At 65.5% G+C, this 16,658-nt stretch carries 13 protein-coding genes; 11 read left to right on the top strand and 2 right to left on the bottom strand.

Annotated features, from left to right (window positions below):
* The first annotated feature begins 14 nt into the window (after positions 1 to 14).
* The 6 genes from KB879_RS15085 to KB879_RS15060 all read left to right on the top strand — a co-directional run bounded on the left by KB879_RS15085 (position 15) and on the right by KB879_RS15060 (position 6,976).
* The gene (locus KB879_RS15085) at positions 15 to 1,259 is read left to right on the top strand and encodes a sarcosine oxidase subunit beta family protein (protein ID WP_211981963.1); all 1,245 of its coding nucleotides are present in this window, start codon (positions 15 to 17) and stop codon (positions 1,257 to 1,259) included.
* 19 nt (positions 1,260 to 1,278) lie between these two features.
* Positions 1,279 to 1,575, top strand: coding sequence for a sarcosine oxidase subunit delta (locus tag KB879_RS15080; RefSeq protein WP_211981961.1), 297 nt, complete (start codon positions 1,279 to 1,281; stop codon positions 1,573 to 1,575).
* Positions 1,572 to 4,583 carry a sarcosine oxidase subunit alpha family protein gene (locus tag KB879_RS15075; protein ID WP_211981959.1) on the top strand — a complete coding sequence of 1,004 codons (3,012 nt, stop codon included), beginning with the start codon at positions 1,572 to 1,574 and terminating at the stop codon, positions 4,581 to 4,583. The genes KB879_RS15080 and KB879_RS15075 overlap by 4 nt, the downstream gene beginning before the upstream one ends.
* A complete protein-coding gene (locus KB879_RS15070) occupies positions 4,573 to 5,226 on the top strand; it encodes a sarcosine oxidase subunit gamma (RefSeq protein WP_211981957.1) in 654 nt (217 codons plus the stop codon). Before KB879_RS15075 ends, KB879_RS15070 begins: the two co-directional genes overlap by 11 nt.
* A complete protein-coding gene (locus tag KB879_RS15065) occupies positions 5,223 to 5,669 on the top strand; it encodes a dihydroneopterin aldolase (RefSeq protein ID WP_211981955.1) in 447 nt (148 codons plus the stop codon). The genes KB879_RS15070 and KB879_RS15065 overlap by 4 nt, the downstream gene beginning before the upstream one ends.
* 155 nt (positions 5,670 to 5,824) lie before the next feature.
* Positions 5,825 to 6,976: a porin gene (locus KB879_RS15060; protein WP_211981953.1), complete on the top strand. Its 1,152-nt coding sequence runs from the start codon at positions 5,825 to 5,827 to the stop codon at positions 6,974 to 6,976.
* 65 nt (positions 6,977 to 7,041) lie between these two features.
* Here the strand turns inward: KB879_RS15060 and KB879_RS15055 are convergent, their stop codons facing one another.
* Positions 7,042 to 8,472 carry an MFS transporter gene (locus tag KB879_RS15055; protein WP_211981951.1) on the bottom strand — a complete coding sequence of 477 codons (1,431 nt, stop codon included), beginning with the start codon at positions 8,470 to 8,472 and terminating at the stop codon, positions 7,042 to 7,044.
* Positions 8,473 to 8,804: 332 nt separating this feature from the next.
* Between KB879_RS15055 and fdhA the strand changes: the two genes are divergently transcribed.
* Positions 8,805 to 10,004, top strand: coding sequence for a formaldehyde dehydrogenase, glutathione-independent (gene fdhA / locus KB879_RS15050; RefSeq protein ID WP_211982209.1), 1,200 nt, complete (start codon positions 8,805 to 8,807; stop codon positions 10,002 to 10,004).
* Between the two features lie 97 nt (positions 10,005 to 10,101).
* On the opposite strand, the gene KB879_RS15045 is transcribed toward fdhA, so the two are convergent.
* Entirely contained in the window at positions 10,102 to 11,127 is a 1,026-nt protein-coding gene (locus KB879_RS15045; RefSeq protein WP_211981949.1) for a GlxA family transcriptional regulator, read from the bottom strand.
* 457 nt (positions 11,128 to 11,584) lie between these two features.
* On the opposite strand from KB879_RS15045, the gene KB879_RS15040 reads away from it, so the two are divergent.
* The 4 genes from KB879_RS15040 to KB879_RS15025 all read left to right on the top strand — a co-directional run bounded on the left by KB879_RS15040 (position 11,585) and on the right by KB879_RS15025 (position 16,656).
* Positions 11,585 to 12,859 (top strand): serine hydroxymethyltransferase, encoded by a 1,275-nt coding sequence (locus tag KB879_RS15040; RefSeq protein ID WP_211981947.1) that lies wholly within the window; start codon positions 11,585 to 11,587, stop codon positions 12,857 to 12,859.
* Positions 12,860 to 12,888: 29 nt separating this feature from the next.
* Positions 12,889 to 13,860: a dipeptidase gene (locus tag KB879_RS15035; protein WP_211981946.1), complete on the top strand. Its 972-nt coding sequence runs from the start codon at positions 12,889 to 12,891 to the stop codon at positions 13,858 to 13,860.
* A 135-nt stretch (positions 13,861 to 13,995) separates the two neighbouring features.
* The gene (locus KB879_RS15030) at positions 13,996 to 14,529 is read left to right on the top strand and encodes a DUF5943 domain-containing protein (RefSeq protein WP_211981945.1); all 534 of its coding nucleotides are present in this window, start codon (positions 13,996 to 13,998) and stop codon (positions 14,527 to 14,529) included.
* Between the two features lie 63 nt (positions 14,530 to 14,592).
* Positions 14,593 to 16,656 (top strand): NADH:flavin oxidoreductase, encoded by a 2,064-nt coding sequence (locus KB879_RS15025; protein ID WP_211981944.1) that lies wholly within the window; start codon positions 14,593 to 14,595, stop codon positions 16,654 to 16,656.
* Positions 16,657 to 16,658: the final 2 nt, after the last annotated feature.

The raw sequence follows: 16,658 nt of genomic DNA, 5'->3' as shown, positions 1-16,658 counted from the left end.
AAGGGGTCCGCAAAATGAGCCGCTATTCGATATTCAGTCTGTTCCGCAACGGCCTGTCTTATCACGAGAACTGGGAGAAGCAATGGAAGAGCCCGGAGCCCAAGCGCGAGTATGACGTGGTGATCGTCGGCGGCGGTGGGCACGGTCTCGCGACCGCGTACTACCTCGCGAAGGAGCACGGGATCACCAACGTCGCCGTGCTCGAGAAGGGCTGGATCGGCGGTGGCAACACCGCGCGCAACACGACGATCGTCCGCTCGAACTACCTGTGGGACGAATCCGCGGCGCTCTACGAAAAGGCGATGAAGCTGTGGGAAGGGCTGTCGCAGGACCTGAACTACAACGTGATGTTCAGCCAGCGCGGCGTGATGAACCTGGCGCACACGCTGCAGGACGTGCGCGACACCGAGCGCCGGGTGAACGCCAACCGCCTGAACGGCGTCGACGCAGAGTTCCTGACGCCGCAGCAGATCAGGGAGATCGAACCGACGATCAACCTGAACAGCCGCTACCCCGTGCTTGGCGCCTCGATTCAGCGACGCGCCGGCGTCGCCCGGCACGACGCGGTCGCGTGGGGCTTCGCGCGGGGCGCCGATCGGGCCGGTGTGGACATCATCCAGAACTGCCAGGTGACCGGCATCCGGCGCGATCACGGCGCGGTCGTCGGTGTCGACACGGTGAAGGGCTTTATCAAGGCGAAGAAGGTGGCGGTGGTCGCGGCCGGCAACACGACCACGCTCGCGGACATGGCAGGCGTGCGCCTGCCGATCGAGAGCCATCCGCTGCAGGCGCTGGTGTCGGAGCCGATCAAGCCGGTCGTCAACTCGGTGATCATGTCGAATGCAGTGCACGCGTATATCAGCCAATCCGACAAGGGCGACCTGGTGATCGGCGCGGGCATCGACCAGTACACCGGCTACGGCCAGCGCGGCAGCTTCCAGGTCATTGAAGGGACGCTGCAGGCGATCGTCGAGATGTTCCCGGTGTTCTCGCGGGTGCGTATGAACCGCCAGTGGGGCGGCATCGTCGATGTGTCGCCTGATGCCTGCCCGATCATCAGCAAGACTGACGTGAAGGGCCTCTACTTCAACTGCGGCTGGGGCACGGGCGGCTTCAAGGCGACGCCAGGCTCGGGCTGGGTGTTCGCGCACACCATCGCGCGCGACCAGCCGCATCCGCTGAACGCGCCGTTTGCGCTCGACCGCTTCTATACCGGCCACCTGATCGATGAGCACGGCGCCGCCGCCGTCGCGCACTGAACGCCACCAGGAGAAAGAAATGTTGCTGATCGAATGTCCATGGTGCGGCCCGCGCGCCGAATCCGAATTCTCGTGCGGTGGCGAGGCCGACATCGTGCGCCCGCTCGAGACCGAGAAGCTGTCTGACCGCGAATGGGGAGACTACCTGTTCATGCGCACCAATACCCGGGGCACGCATCGCGAGCAATGGATCCACGCCCAGGGCTGCCGCCGGTGGTTCAAGGCGGAGCGCGATACGGTCACCTATGACATCAAGGGCTACGAGACCTTCGGCCAGCCCGGCGCCAACGCACCGCAAGCAGGGGGCAAGAAATGAGCCAGAAAGACCGTCTCGGCACCGGTGGCCGCATCAATCGCGCGGTTCCGCTGACCTTCACGTTCAACGGACGCACGTATCAGGGGTTCCAGGGTGACACGCTCGCGTCGGCGCTGCTCGCCAACGGCGTGCGCTTTGTCGCGCGCAGCTTCAAGTATCACCGCCCCCGTGGCATCGTGACGGCGGACGTCGCTGAGCCGAATGCCGTGGTGCAGCTCGAACGCGGCGCGTATACGGTGCCGAACGCGCGCGCGACGGAAGTCGAGTTGTATCACGGACTCGTCGCGACCAGCGTGAATGCGGAGCCCGATCTCGAACGCGATCGCATGGCGGTCAACCAGAAGTTTGCGCGCTTCATGCCCGCGGGCTTCTACTACAAGACCTTCATGTGGCCGCGCAAGATGTGGCCGAAATACGAAGAGAAGATCCGCCACGCGGCCGGTCTCGGCAAGGCGCCCGACATGCGCGACGCCGATCGCTACGACAAGTGCTACGCGCATTGCGACGTGCTGGTGGTTGGCGGCGGCCCGACGGGCCTTGCGGCAGCGCATGCGGCGGCAGTGTCCGGCGCGCGCGTGATCCTGGTCGACGATCAGTGCGAGCTTGGCGGCAGCCTGCTTTCCGGGCGGACCGAGATCAATGGCAAGCCTGCGCTGCAGTGGGTCGAGCAGATCGCGGCCGAACTGCGCAAGCTGCCGGACGTGACGGTCCTGTCGCGCAGCACCGCCTTCGGCTATCAGGATCACAACCTCGTGACCGTGACGCAGCGTCTCACCGACCACCTGCCGGCGTCGAAGCGCCAGGGTACGCGCGAGCTGCTGTGGAAGGTCCGTGCAGGACGGGTGATTCTCGCAACCGGCGCGCACGAGCGTTCGCTGGTGTTCGGCAACAACGACCTGCCGGGCGTGATGATCGCGTCGGCGGTATCGACCTACATCCATCGCTACGGCGTACTGCCGGGACGCGAGGCGGTCGTGTTCACCAACAACGATCGCGGCTACCAGGCGGCGCTCGACCTGAAGGCGTGCGGCGCCAAGGTGACGGTCATCGATGCGCGTGCATCGACCAATGGCGCGCTGCCGGCCGCCGCGAAGCGGCAGGGCCTGACCGTGCTGAATGGCGCGGTGGTGACCGCCGCATCCGGCAAGCGGCACGTCTCGTCAGTCGACGTGGCGGCTTATGCAAACGGCAAGACCGGGCGCAAGGTGTCGACGATCCCGTGCGATCTGGTCGCGATGTCGGGCGGCCTCAGCCCGGTCCTTCACCTGTTCGCGCAATCGGGCGGCAAGGCCCGGTGGAACGATGAGAAGGTGTGCTTCGTGCCGGGCAAGTCGATGCAGGCCGAAGTGAGCGTTGGCGCGGCGGCGGGCGAGTTCAGCCTGGCGCAGGCGCTGCCGCTCGCGATCGAAGCGGGTGCCGCCGCGGCCACGGCCGCCGGCTTCAGTCACACAAAGCGCCCCGCGGCGCCCAAGGTCGCATCCGTCGCCGAAGGCGCACTGCTGCCGCTGTGGCTCGTCGGCAGCCAGGAGGCCGCCGCGCGCGGGCCGAAGCAGTTCGTCGACTTCCAGAACGACGTGGCCGCGTCAGACATCCTGCTCGCCGCGCGCGAGGGCTTCGAATCGGTCGAACACGTGAAGCGATACACCGCGATGGGTTTCGGCACCGACCAGGGCAAGCTCGGCAACATCAACGGCATGGGGATCCTGGCGCAGGTGCTCGGCAAGTCGATTCCCGACACCGGCACGACGACGTTCCGCCCCAACTACACGCCGGTCACTTTCGGCACGTTGGCGGGGCGCGAGCTCGGCGACTTCCTCGACCCGGTGCGCAAAACCTGCATCCATGAATGGCACGTCGAGCACGGCGCGCTGTTCGAGGACGTCGGCAACTGGAAGCGGCCGTGGTACTTCCCGAAGAAGGGCGAGGACCTGCATGCGGCGGTGAAGCGCGAATGCCTCGCGGTGCGCAACAGCGTCGGCATCCTCGATGCATCGACGCTCGGCAAGATCGACATCCAGGGCCCGGACGCGGTGACGCTGCTGAACTGGATGTACACCAACCCGTGGAGCAAGCTCGAAGTCGGCAAGTGCCGCTATGGCCTGATGCTCGACGAGAACGGCATGGTGTTCGACGACGGCGTCACGGTGCGGCTCGGCGAGCAGCATTTCATGATGACGACCACGACCGGCGGCGCCGCACGCGTGCTGACCTGGCTCGAGCGCTGGCTGCAGACCGAGTGGCCGGACATGAAGGTGCGGCTTGGGTCGGTGACCGATCACTGGGCAACCTTCGCGGTGGTCGGCCCGAAGAGCCGCAAGGTACTGCGCAAGGTCTGCGATGACATCGACTTCGGCAACGAGGCCTTCCCGTTCATGAGCTATCGGAACGGCACCGTCGCCGGCGCGAAGGCGCGCGTGATGCGGATCAGCTTCTCGGGCGAGCTGGCGTACGAAGTGAACGTGCCCGCGAACGCCGGCCGCGCGGTGTGGGAGGCGCTGATGGCCGCGGGGGCCGAGTTCGACATCACCCCGTACGGCACGGAAACCATGCACGTGCTGCGCGCGGAGAAGGGCTACATCATCGTCGGCCAGGACACGGACGGTTCGATCACGCCGTACGACCTCGGCATGGGCGGAGTCGTGGCGAAGTCGAAGGACTTCCTCGGCAAGCGCTCGCTGACGCGTTCGGATACCGCCAAGGAAGGCCGCAAGCAGTTCGTCGGCCTGCTGACCGACGACGCGCAGTTCGTGCTGCCGGAGGGCGCGCAGATCATCGCGCCGGACACGCAGGTGTCGACGACCGACCCGACGCCGATGCTCGGCCACGTGACGTCGAGCTATTACAGCCCGATCCTGAAGCGCTCGATCGCGCTGGCCGTGGTGAAGGGCGGCCTGGGCAAGATGGGCGAGAGCGTGGCGATTCCGCTGGCCGACGGCCGGCGCGTGAACGCGAAGATCTCGAGCCCGGTTTTCTACGATACGGAAGGGGTGCGCCAGAATGTGGAATGAAACGAATATTGCTACGCCGGCGGCAGACCTGCCGGCGTCTGACGCGCGCAAGCGCGGCGTGCGGCTCGAGTCGCCGTTCGTCGGCGCGGCCGAGCTGCTGAACGCGCACCAGGCGCGTGCGTCGAAACACTTCGTGATGCGCGAGCGCGCCTTTCTTGATCTCGTCAACGTGCGCGGTGATCTCTCCGACCCTGCGTTCGCCAACGCGTTCGAGGGCGTGGTCGGCTGCTGTCCGCCGTCCGCACCGAACACGGTCACGCGCGGCGCAGGGTATGACGTGCTGTGGCTCGGCCCCGACGAGTGGCTGGTGCGCTCGAACGAACCGGTGCCGGCGGGCGTGCTCGAGCCTAAGCTCGCCCAGGCGATCGCCGGCGCATACGCGGCGGCGGTCGACGTCGGCAGCGGCTACACGGTCGTCGAGATCAGCGGCGGGCGCGTACGCGACGTACTGGCGCGCGGCTGCCCGCTCGACCTACATCCGCGCGTGTTCAAGCCGGGCCAGTGCGCGCAGAGCCACTACTTCAAGGCGTCGATCGTGCTGGTGCCGACCGGCGTCGACCGCTTCGAGGTCGCCCTGCGCCGCAGCTTCGCCGATTATTTCTGCCGCATCATGCTCGACGCCGCGGCGCCGTTGACATCATGAAGCCGGTCGACAACGCGTTCACCGCACCACTCGCCGGGCTCGATGGGCCACTGCTGCCGGGCCGGGGCTGGAGTGTGTTTATCGATGCGTTGGCGGTGCCGGTGCGGATCGGCATCCATCCGCACGAGCATGAAGCACCGCAGCCGATCGTGATCGACGCGCGTCTGGGTTATCGCCACGAGCCGAGGGAGGACGGCGAGTGGATCGACTACGACGGCTATTGCGCGCGCCTCGCCGCGTTTCTTGCGCACAAGCCGCATACGCGCCTGCTCGAGACCCTGGTGGCGGAGATCGCCGAGCTGTCGTTTCGCGAATGGCCCGCGCTCGACACCTTGACGCTTGCCGTGCACAAGCCGAAGATCCGGCCTGGCACGCAACGCGTCGGCGTCGCGCTGGAATGGACACGCGCCGATTACCTCAGGCGCAGCGGGAAGGCGGCCTGAGCGTTGCCCGGGCCGTGTCGGCGCCGTGCAAACGCGTGTCGGTATTGGACATAGGTCTGCCGGCCTCCCGGACTACTCTCGTAGATACTGCCGCGCATGCCGCACCGATCGGCGTGGCGGCAGCGCGAGTCATGTTTATACGAGGAGAAAATCCAATGAAAAAGGGAGCGACTGCGGGTCCGGTCATGGCGCTGATGTTTTCCGCGTCTGCCTTTGCCCAAAGCGGCGTCACGCTGTACGGTGTGATCGACGAAGGCATTAACTACACGAATAACGTCGGCGGACACAGCCTGACCGAGGTGGCAAGCGGCTTTGCGCAAGGCAGCCGTTGGGGCCTGAAGGGGACGGAAGACCTGGGCGGCGGCCTCAAGGCGTTGTTCCAGCTCGAGAACGGCTTCAATGCGAGCACTGGCAAGGCGGCACAGGGCGGATTGCTGTTCGGTCGGCAAGCCTACGTCGGGCTTTCTGACAATCAACTGGGGAGCGTCACGCTCGGGCGCCAATATGATTCGGTGATCGACTATCTCGCGCCGACGACTGTTGCCGGAAATTGGGGGGGAACCATGTTCGGCCACCCCTACGATAACGACAACATGATCTACTCGTTCCGCGTCAACAATACCGTCAAGTACACGAGCCCCTCCCTCGGCGGGTTCCAGTTCGGCGGCACCTACAGCTTCAGCAACGACACCAGCTTTGCCAACAACCGCCAGTACGGCGCGGGGATGCAGTACGCGAACGGAGGCTTGTTGCTGGCGGCGGCCTATCTGCAGGCGGACAACCCGTCGGCCACGTCAGGGGGCGCCATCAATAACGGCGGCGACCAGAACTTCCTTGCCAAGCGTTTGCGCATATTCGGTGCCGGCATCAACTACACGTTCGGCGCGGCGACGGCCGGCTTTGCCTACTCCAATTCGAATCTGACCGCGCCGCTGTCCACCTCGTACATCTCCGGGTCGATCTTGCCGGCCAGCGGTACCCTGGACTCGCTCCGGTTCCAGAACCTGGAAGTGAATTTCAAGTACCAGTTCACGCCCGCCTTCTATGCCGGTGCAATGTATACGCTCACGCTGGAGAACTTCCGCGCGTCCTCCGGTGACGCGAAGCCGAAGGTTCATTCCTTCGGCCTGATGGCGGATTACAACTTCTCGAAGCGCACGGACGTCTATCTTCAGGCCGCCTACCAGCGCGTCGCCGGCGACAAGACCGGCACCGCACTGGACCTGGCTGACTTGCCCGGGGCGGCGAACGCCTCCTCGACGGCGAAGCAGTTCCAGGTCCGTGCCGCGATTCGTCACAAGTTCTGAGTCCAATCCATTGCGGTTCTGCCGCGGGTCGCTGTCGCGACTCGCGGCAGAACCGGGCCTGCAGGTCAGGAAGTCTTGTCCGCTACAGCGGGATAGCCGGCAGTTTCAGCGGACGCGTCGTCCGACGCCAGCGCTTCCAGCGCGACGCCACGGGTCTCGATGCCAAGCACCCACACCGCGAGTGCTGCTACCGCGAACGAGATCGCGCCGAGCGTGAACACGCCGCCCTGGCCGAACACCGGCAACACCACGCCAACCACATAGGGCCCGATCAGCGAGCCGATCCGACCAATTGCCGACGCGAAGCCGGATCCCGTCGCGCGCGCGCCGGTGCCATACTGTTCCGGCGTGTACGTGTACAGCACCGCCCACATGCCGAACAGGAAGAACTGCATCGCCAGGCCGGTGCCGACCAGCAGCGTGACACTGCCGCCGTGCATCGCACTCTGCCCGTACAGGTAGGCCATCGTGCCGCCGCCGAGCAGCGACGCGATGCAGGTGGGCTTGCGGCCCCAGCGCTCGACCAGCCACGCGGCGCACAGGAAGCCCGGTATGCCGCCGAGCGAGATCAGCACCGTGTAGTACACCGATTGCGTGACCGCGAAACCGGCCTGCTGAAGCAGCGCACCGAGCCAGGACGTCAGGCCGTAGAAGCCGAGCAGCGCAAAGAACCAGAGCAGCCACACCATGGTCGTGCGGTGGCGGTATGCGCCGCTCCAGATCTCGCGCAACGCGCCGCGCCCGCGCACCGGCGCGGCCATCAGTTGCTGTGATGGCCGAGGCAGCGTCGCGACGCCGGCGGAGCGCATCACCCTGGCTTCGATGTCGCGCATCACTGCGTCGGCCTCGGCGTGCCGGCCCGCATGTTCGAGCCAGCGCGGCGATTCGGGCACGAGGCGGCGCACGATCAGTACGAACACAGCCGGGATCGCGAGCAGCGCGAACACGGTGCGCCAGCCGAACTGCGGCAGCACGAAGTAGGAAACGACGCCTGCCGTGATGAAGCCCAGCGGCCAGAAGCCATCCATCAGTGCGATCAGGCGCCCGCGGTTCGCGGTGGGCACGAATTCTGACAACAGCGTCTGTGCGACCGGGAACTCCATGCCCATGCCGATCCCCAGCAGGACGCGCCAGGCGATCAGCGCCTCGACACTTTGCGCCGTCGAGCACAGATACGACGCTACGCCCCACAGCACGATGCTCCACTGGAACACGGGCCGGCGCCCGAAGCGGTCCGCGAGCAGGCCGGCGAGCGCCGCACCGAGCACCATCCCGAAGAAGCTGGCGCTGGCGACCAGACCGGTCGTCGTGGTGGACAACCCGAACTCCTGCTTGATCGAACCCAGTACGAAGGTCATCGTGGCAAGGTCGACCGAGTCGAAGAAGAACGCAACGGCGATGATGATGAAGATCAGCTTGTGGTAGCCGGAAAACGGCAGACGTTCGAGCCGCGCGGCGGCGTTCGCGCGGGCGGAAATGGGGGATGGGATTGACATGGCGTCCTTGGAAAAAGTAAGGGCCTCGAATCAGGTTGCCTGAAGGCCCGGAATCTTAAGTAGACGCGGTAATCGACCGCCGATCTGGGGAAAAACCGTCGCCAGCTTGTGTGAAACCGTCATCGGGGCCGAGCGGTGCGGCTCCGCTCAGGATGCGCGCGGCGAGCGCGGTATAGCTGGCACAGGCTCCGATGTCGGCGACGTTCAAGCGCGCGTCGGATTTTGCACACAGGCGCCCCGGTGTCCCGGACTACTCTCGAAGGCGCGGCCGCGCATGCCGCGCGCCGATTGGCGCGCCGCGGCACGCTTCAACGATTGATGGAGACAAAGCGATGAGCAGCAACCGAGGTGTCGTATATCTTGAGCCGGGCAAGGTCGAGGTGCAGAAGATCGACTATCCGAAAATGGTCGATCCAAGCGGCCGTGCGATCGGCCACGGCGTGATCCTCAAGGTCGTGAGCACGAACATCTGCGGGTCGGACCAGCACATGGTGCGCGGGCGCACGACCGCGCCGGCCGGTCTTGTGCTCGGTCACGAGATCACCGGCGAGGTGATCGAGGTCGGCCGCGACGTCGAGACGCTGAGGATCGGCGATCTGGTGTCGGTGCCGTTCAATGTTGCGTGCGGGCGCTGTGCGATGTGCAAGGAGCAGCACACCGGCGTATGCCTGAGCGTCAACCCGGCGCGTGCGGGTGGGGCGTACGGGTATGTCGACATGGGCGGATGGATCGGCGGCCAGGCGGAGTACGTGATGGTGCCGTATGCCGACTTCAACCTGCTGAAGTTCCCCGACCGCGACCAGGCGATGGCGAAGATCCGCGATCTCACCTGCCTGTCGGACATCTTGCCGACCGGCTATCACGGTGCCGTGACTGCGGGCGTGAAGCCCGGCTCGACCGTCTACATCGCCGGCGCGGGTCCCGTCGGCATGGCCGCGGCGGCTTCGGCGCGCCTGCTCGGCGCGGCCTGCACCATCGTCGGCGACATGAACCCGGCGCGCCTCGCCCACGCGAAGGCAATGGGCTTCGAAGTGGTCGATCTGTCCAAGGACGCGACACTTGGCGAGCAGATCGCCGAGATCCTTGGCACGCCGGAGATCGATTGCGCGGTCGATTGCGTCGGTTTCGAGGCGCACGGCCATGGCGCGTCCGGCCATGCGGAGGAGGCGCCGGCGACGGTGCTGAATTCACTGATGGAAATTACGCGGCCCGCCGGGGCGATCGGGATTCCGGGGCTCTACGTAACCGACGATCCGGGCGCCAAGGATGCAGCGGCGCAGCACGGCAGCCTGAGCATCCGCTTCGGCCTTGGCTGGGCGAAGTCACACTCATTCCATACCGGGCAGACACCAGTGCTCAAGTACAACCGCAACCTGATGCAGGCGATCCTGCACGGTCGTCTGCCGATCGCGGAGATCGTCAACGTGTCCGTGATCTCGCTTGAGCAGGCGCCGGAAGGCTACAAGCAGTTTGATGGCGGTGCGCCGCGGAAATTCGTCATCGATCCGCACGGGATGCTGGCAGCGGCGTGATCAGTCGTTCGTGACCTGGAGCGGGCGGCCGATAAAGGGCCGCCCGTCTTCATTGATGCGGCGTGCGGGTCGAACATCGCCACGCGCGCCGCGTGAGTCACGCATGCATCACCGGAGAATACTGCGCCGACCTGACAGGCCCTGGCGACGTTGCGAGCGGTGCGATCTGCTGCCTGCGTTCGCGCGTTGGCGCGACGCCGAACGCGTCGCGGTAGCTCTTGCTGAAATGGCACGCGGACTGGAATCCGCACGCCATCGTGATGTGCATGATGGACATGTCGGTCTGCAGCAGTAGCTCGCGCGCGCGGCGCAGACGCAGCGTCAGGTAGTAATGCGTCGGCGTCATCCCGAGATGGTCGCGGAACAGGCGCTGCAGCTGCCGCTGCGACATGCTCGCCAGACGCGCGAGCTCTTCGCGCGACAGCGGCTCCTCGATATTGTTTTCCATCAGCGAGATCACCTCGAACAGCGACTTGTTCGCCGAGCCGAGGCGCGCCACCAGCGGCATCTTTTGCTGCGCGCTCGTGTCGCGCACATGTTCGACGATGAACTGCTCGGCGATCTGCGTGACGCGTGCGCTGCCGACGCGGATGGTGATCAGGTTCAGCATCATGTCGAGCGGCGCGACGCCGCCCGTGCAGGTGATACGGTCGCGGTCGATCACGAACAGTTCCTTGAGGAAGCGTGTGTCGGGAAACTCTTCCTTCAGCGCCGACATGTTCTCCCAGTGGATGGCGCAGGCGTAGCCGGCGAGCAGCCCGGACTTGGCTAGGGCGTAGGTGCCGGTACACAGGCTGCCCAGCACGATGCCCTCGCGCGCCGCGCGGCGCAGCGCCGACAGGTAGTCCGCCGTGGTCGAGCGCTGCACGTCGACGCCGCCGCAGACGAACACGATGTCCGGCCGCCCGATGCTGTCGGCGCGGGTGGTGTCGATTGCCAATCCGTTGCTCGCCGTAACCGGGCCGCCTTCCGGGCTGATGATGGACCAGCGGTACAGCTCCTGGCCACTGAGGTAGTTCGCCATCCGCAGCACCTCGATCGCGCTGGTAAACGCAATCATCGTGAAGTTGGGCAACGGCATGAAGGCGAAGTGGGACAGCGACGCGGTTCGGTCGGGCGACATGGGGGCGTTCCTTGAATTCTGATGGCGTTCAGGTCTGAAGCCTGGCTACCGTCTATGGCTTTAGTGATAAAGCGTGCGCAACAAACGTGCCATACGGCGAAACCCTACGTTTGGGGGGCAGGGCTCGTTTGGGACGAGCGGTGTTGCACCGGATGCGTGACACGCCGCACTCGCGCTGCCGCGCGCGGCACTACCGTAGTGCAATGCAGCATGCAGGAGTGACGGGATAGGAATCCGCCTTTTTGCGCTTGCCCGTGTGCGTCCCATGGCCGACTTGTGCAAATCGGACGCGAATGGCGGAAAAGGAAAAGAACGCGTCTGAATTCATCAATCGACCCAATACCCGAACGACAAGAATAGACCCGTCGGCAACGCTGCGCCGACGAGGCAGGAAGACCCGGCAACCAGGGCCTGTCCCGCCTGTCAGGCAGCCATCTCAATCCCCCACGGAAGCTCTATGTCGAACACCCAGTCATTCTTCTCGCAGCCCTTGGCCGAGCGCGACGCGCTGGTGCGGAGCGCACTCCTGAAAGAACTCGAGCGGCAGCAGTCGCAAGTCGAGCTGATCGCTTCGGAAAACATCGTGTCGCGCGCCGTGCTCGAAGCGCAGGGCTCGGTGCTGACCAACAAGTACGCGGAAGGATACCCGGGCAAGCGCTACTACGGCGGCTGCGAGTTCGCGGACCAGGTTGAGTCGCTCGCGATCGAGCGCGTGAAGCAGCTCTTCAACGCCGGCTTTGCCAACGTCCAGCCGCACTCCGGCGCGCAGGCTAACGGCTCGGTCATGCTCGCGCTAACGAAGCCGGGCGACACCGTGCTCGGCATGTCGCTCGACGCAGGTGGTCACCTGACCCATGGAGCGAAGCCCGCACTGTCGGGAAAGTGGTTCAATGCCGTGCAGTACGGCGTGAACCGCGACACGATGCTGATCGACTACGACCAGGTCGAAGCGCTTGCGCATGAGCACAAGCCGAGCCTGATCATCGCCGGCTTTTCCGCCTATCCGCGCAAGCTGGATTTCGCCCGCTTCCGCGCGATTGCCGATAGCGTCGGCGCGAAGCTGATGGTCGACATGGCGCACATCGCCGGCGTGATTGCCGCAGGCCGTCATCCGAACCCGGTCGAGCACGCGCATGTGGTCACGTCGACGACGCACAAGACCCTGCGCGGCCCGCGCGGCGGCTTCGTGCTGACCAACGACGAAGAGATTGCGAAGAAGATCAACTCGGCCGTGTTCCCGGGCCTGCAAGGCGGCCCGTTGATGCATGTGATCGCGGGCAAGGCGGTCGCCTTCGGCGAGGCGCTGCAGCCGGAATTCAAGACCTACATCGACAACGTGCTTGCCAACGCAGCGGCGCTCGGCGAAGTGCTGAAGGCGGGCGGCGTCGACCTGGTCACGGGCGGCACCGACAACCATCTGCTGCTGGTGGACCTGCGGCCGAAGGGGCTGAAGGGCACGCAGGTCGAGCAGGCGCTCGAGCGTGCCGGCATCACCTGCAACAAGAACGGTATCCCGTTCGATACCGAGAAGCCAACCATCACGTCGGGCATCCGGCTCGGCGCCCCGGCCGCGACAACGCGCGGCTTCGGCGTCACGGAGTTCCGCGAGATCGGCCGCCTGATCCTCGACGTGTTCGAGGCGCTGCGCGCCAACCCGGAAGGCGACCAGGCTGCCGAACAGCGCGTGCGCCGCGAGATCTTCGCGCTTTGCGAACGCTTCCCGATCTACTGAACCGCGTACCGAAAAGACTGGAGCAACCAATGAGCGCGCTGCATCAGGACAGCATCATCATCGACGGCCTGAACATCTCCAAGTTCGAGCGTTCGGTGTTCGAAGACATGCACAAGGGCGGCATCACCGCAGCGAACTGTACGGTGTCGGTGTGGGAGAACTTCACCAAGACGGTCGACAACATCGCACTGATGAAGAAGCAGATCCGCGACAACGCCGAACTGCTGACGCTGGTGCGGACCACCGACGACATCCTGCGCGCGAAGCGGGAAGGCAAGACCGGCGTGATCCTCGGCTTCCAGAACGCGCACGCGTTCGAGGACAACCTTGGCTATATCGAAGCGTTCGCCGACATGGGCGTGCGCGTGGTGCAGCTCTGCTACAACACGCAGAACCTGGTCGGCACCGGCTGCTACGAGCGCGACGGCGGGCTGTCCGACTTCGGCCGCGAAGTCATCACCGAGATGAACCGCGTCGGGATCATGGTCGATCTGTCGCACGTGGGTGGCAACACGTCGTCCGAAGCGATCGCGTTCTCGAAGAAGCCGGTCTGCTATTCACACTGCCTGCCGTCCGGTCTTAAGGAGCATCCGCGCAACAAGAGCGATGCGCAGCTGCGGGAGATTGCCGATGCGGGCGGCTTCGTCGGCGTGACGATGTTCGCGCCGTTCCTCAAGCGCGGCATCGAGGCGACGGTCGACGACTACATCGAAGCGATCGACTACGTCGTGAACCTGGTCGGCGAGGACGCGGTCGGTATCGGCACGGACTTCACGCAGGGCTATAGCACCGAGTTCTTCGACATGCTGACGCACGACAAGGGCCGCTATCGCCGCCTGACCAACTTCGGCAAGGTGATCAATCCGGAAGGCATCCGGACCATCGGCGAGTTCCCGAACCTGACCGCGGCGATGGAGCGCGCGGGCTGGAAGGCGTCGCGCATCCGCAAGATCATGGGTGAGAACTGGGTGCGCGTCTTCAAGGACGTCTGGGGCCCGTAATCCACACATAAGCCGCCAGCTCTTTCACGCAATTACAGAACACGGGACGTGCCTGCGCGAAACGCGCGGGCACGCGGGCGATGCCGCGCCTGCGCGATGACGCGAACGGCCATTCTTCCTCACGGAGCCACCACGATGCAACCGCAACTGCCGATCAACGTCGATCCCGATACCGGTGTCTGGACCACCGATGCGCTGCCCATGCTGTATGTGCCGCGCCACTTCTTCACCAACAACCACGTCGCCGTCGAAGAGGCGCTGGGCCGCGATACCTATGCGGAGATCCTCTACAAGGCCGGCTACAAGTCCGCGTATCACTGGTGCGACAAGGAAGCGAAGCTGCACGCGATCAGCGGGATGGCGGTGTTCGAGCACTACCTGAAGCGGCTGTCGCAGCGCGGCTGGGGACTGTTCTCGATCCTGGAGGCCGATCCGGCGACGGCGCGCGCGCGCATTGCGCTGCGGCACTCGTCGTTCGTACTTGCCCAGCCGGAAAAGGAGGGCAAGCTTTGCTACATGTTCGCCGGCTGGTTCGCTGGCGCGATGGACTGGGTCAATGACACGACGCCAGCAGGCAAGGGCGCACCGCGCGCGCAGTCGAAGGAGGTGCAGTGCGCGGCCGAGGGTCACGATCATTGCGTGTTCGAAGTGTCGCCAGTCGCCCACTAAGCAACTTCCACTGACCGAACCCGTCCGCACTACGAACCATACAAACGCCAGAGGTCGTCCGCGATGCGTTATCCCCACTTGTTCAAACCTTTGCAGCTCAACCAGCTGACGCTGCGCAACCGGATCGTCAGCACCGCGCACGCCGAGGTGTATGCGGAGCCGGGCGGCCTGCCGGGCGACCGTTACATTCGCTATTACGAAGAGAAGGCGAAGGGCGGCGTCGGCCTGGCGATCTGCGGTGGCTCGAGCCCGGTCTCCATCGACAGTCCCCAGGGCTGGTGGAAGTCGGTGAACCTGGCGACCGACCAGATCATCGATCCGCTGTCGCGTCTCGCGGAGACGATGCACCGCCACGGCGCCAAGATCATGATCCAGGCGACGCATATGGGACGCCGCTCGGCGTTCCACGGCGAGCACTGGCCACACCTGATGACGCCTTCCGGCGTGCGCGAGCCGGTGCACCGCGGCAACGCCAAGATCATCGAGGTCGAGGAGATCCGCCGGATCATCGCCGACTTCGCCGCCGCCGCGAGGCGCGTGAAGGACGCGGGGATGGACGGCATCGAAATCTCGGCCGCGCACCAGCACCTGATCGACCAGTTCTGGAGCCCCCGCACCAACTTCCGTACCGACGAATGGGGCGGCAGCCTGCAGAACCGCCTGCGCTTTGGCGTCGAGGTGCTGCAGGCGGTGCGCGAGGCGGTCGGCAAGGATTTCTGCGTCGGCCTGCGCATGTGCGGCGATGAGTTCCATGAAGATGGTCTCGATCACGAGCAGCTCAAGGAGATCGCCCAGGCAATGTCCGAATCGGGGCTGATCGACTATCTAGGCGTGATCGGCTCTGGCGCGGACACGCACAACACGCTCGCCAACTGCATGCCGCCGATGGCGCTGCCGCCCGAGCCGTTCGTGCATCTCGCCGCGGGCATCAAGGCGGTGGTCAGGGTGCCGGTGATGCACGCACAGAGCATCCGCGACGCGGGCCAGGCCGAGCGCCTGCTCGCCAGCGGCATGGTCGACCTGGTCGGCATGACGCGCGCGCAGATGGCCGATCCGCATATGGTCATCAAGATCCGCGACGGGCGCGAGGACGAGATCAAGCAATGCGTCGGCGCGAACTACTGCATCGACCGCCAGTACAACGGCCTGGACGTGTTGTGCGTGCAGAACGCCGCGACCTCGCGCGAGGCGACCATGCCTCACCTGATCGAGAAGTCGCGCGGCCCGAAGCGCAAGGTCGTCGTGGTCGGCGCGGGCCCGGCGGGGCTGGAGGCGGCGCGCGTCGCGCGTTCGCGCGGACATGACGTCGTGCTGTTCGAGAAGAATACCGAAGTGGGCGGGCAGATCATGCTGGCGTCGAAGGCGCCCCAGCGCGAGCAGATGGCGGGCATCGTGCGCTGGTTCGACATGGAGACCAAGCGCCTCGGCGTCGACCGGCGCCTGGGCGTCGAAGCCGACGCGAAGATGATCATGGCGGAGAAGCCGGACGTCATCGTGCTGGCGACCGGCGGCCGCGCATTCTCCGACCAGGTGCCCGCGTGGGGCGTCGCCGAGGGGCTGGCGGTCAGCTCGTGGGATGTGCTGTCCGGGCGCGTCGAAGCGAAGCAGAACGTGCTGGTGTACGACGGCGTGAGCACGCACGCAGGCGCGGGCGTGGCCGACTACCTGGCCAGTCGCGGCGCCAAGGTGGAGATCGTCACCCCGGACGTGAAGGTTGCCGACGACTGCGGCGGCACGACGTTCCCGATCTTCTATCGCCGCCTGTACGCGCAGGGCGTGATCCACACCCCGAACTACTGGCTCGATCGTGTCTACGAGGAGGACGGCAAGAAGATCGCGGTGCTGCGCAATGAGTACACGGAAGAACTCGAGGAGCGCGCGGTCGACCAGGTCGTGATCGAGAACGGTTCGACGCCGAACGACGCGCTGTACTGGAAGCTGAAGCCGGAATCGGTCAACCGCGGCCAGGTCGACGTGCACAAGCTGTTCGCGGCGGAGCCGCAGCCGTGCCTGTCGGAGACGCTCGGCAACGGCCGCTTCCTGTTGTTCCGGGTTGGCGACTGCATCTCGATGCACAACATCCACGGCGCGATCTACGACGCGCTGCGGCTCGTGAAGGATTTCTGACG

Origin of the sequence: Cupriavidus sp. KK10, from assembly GCF_018223725.1 — a bacterium.
Lineage (GTDB): Bacteria > Pseudomonadota > Gammaproteobacteria > Burkholderiales > Burkholderiaceae > Cupriavidus > Cupriavidus necator.
Note: the sequence above shows the minus strand (reverse complement) of the source record. Positions and strands in the feature narration are given on the sequence as shown.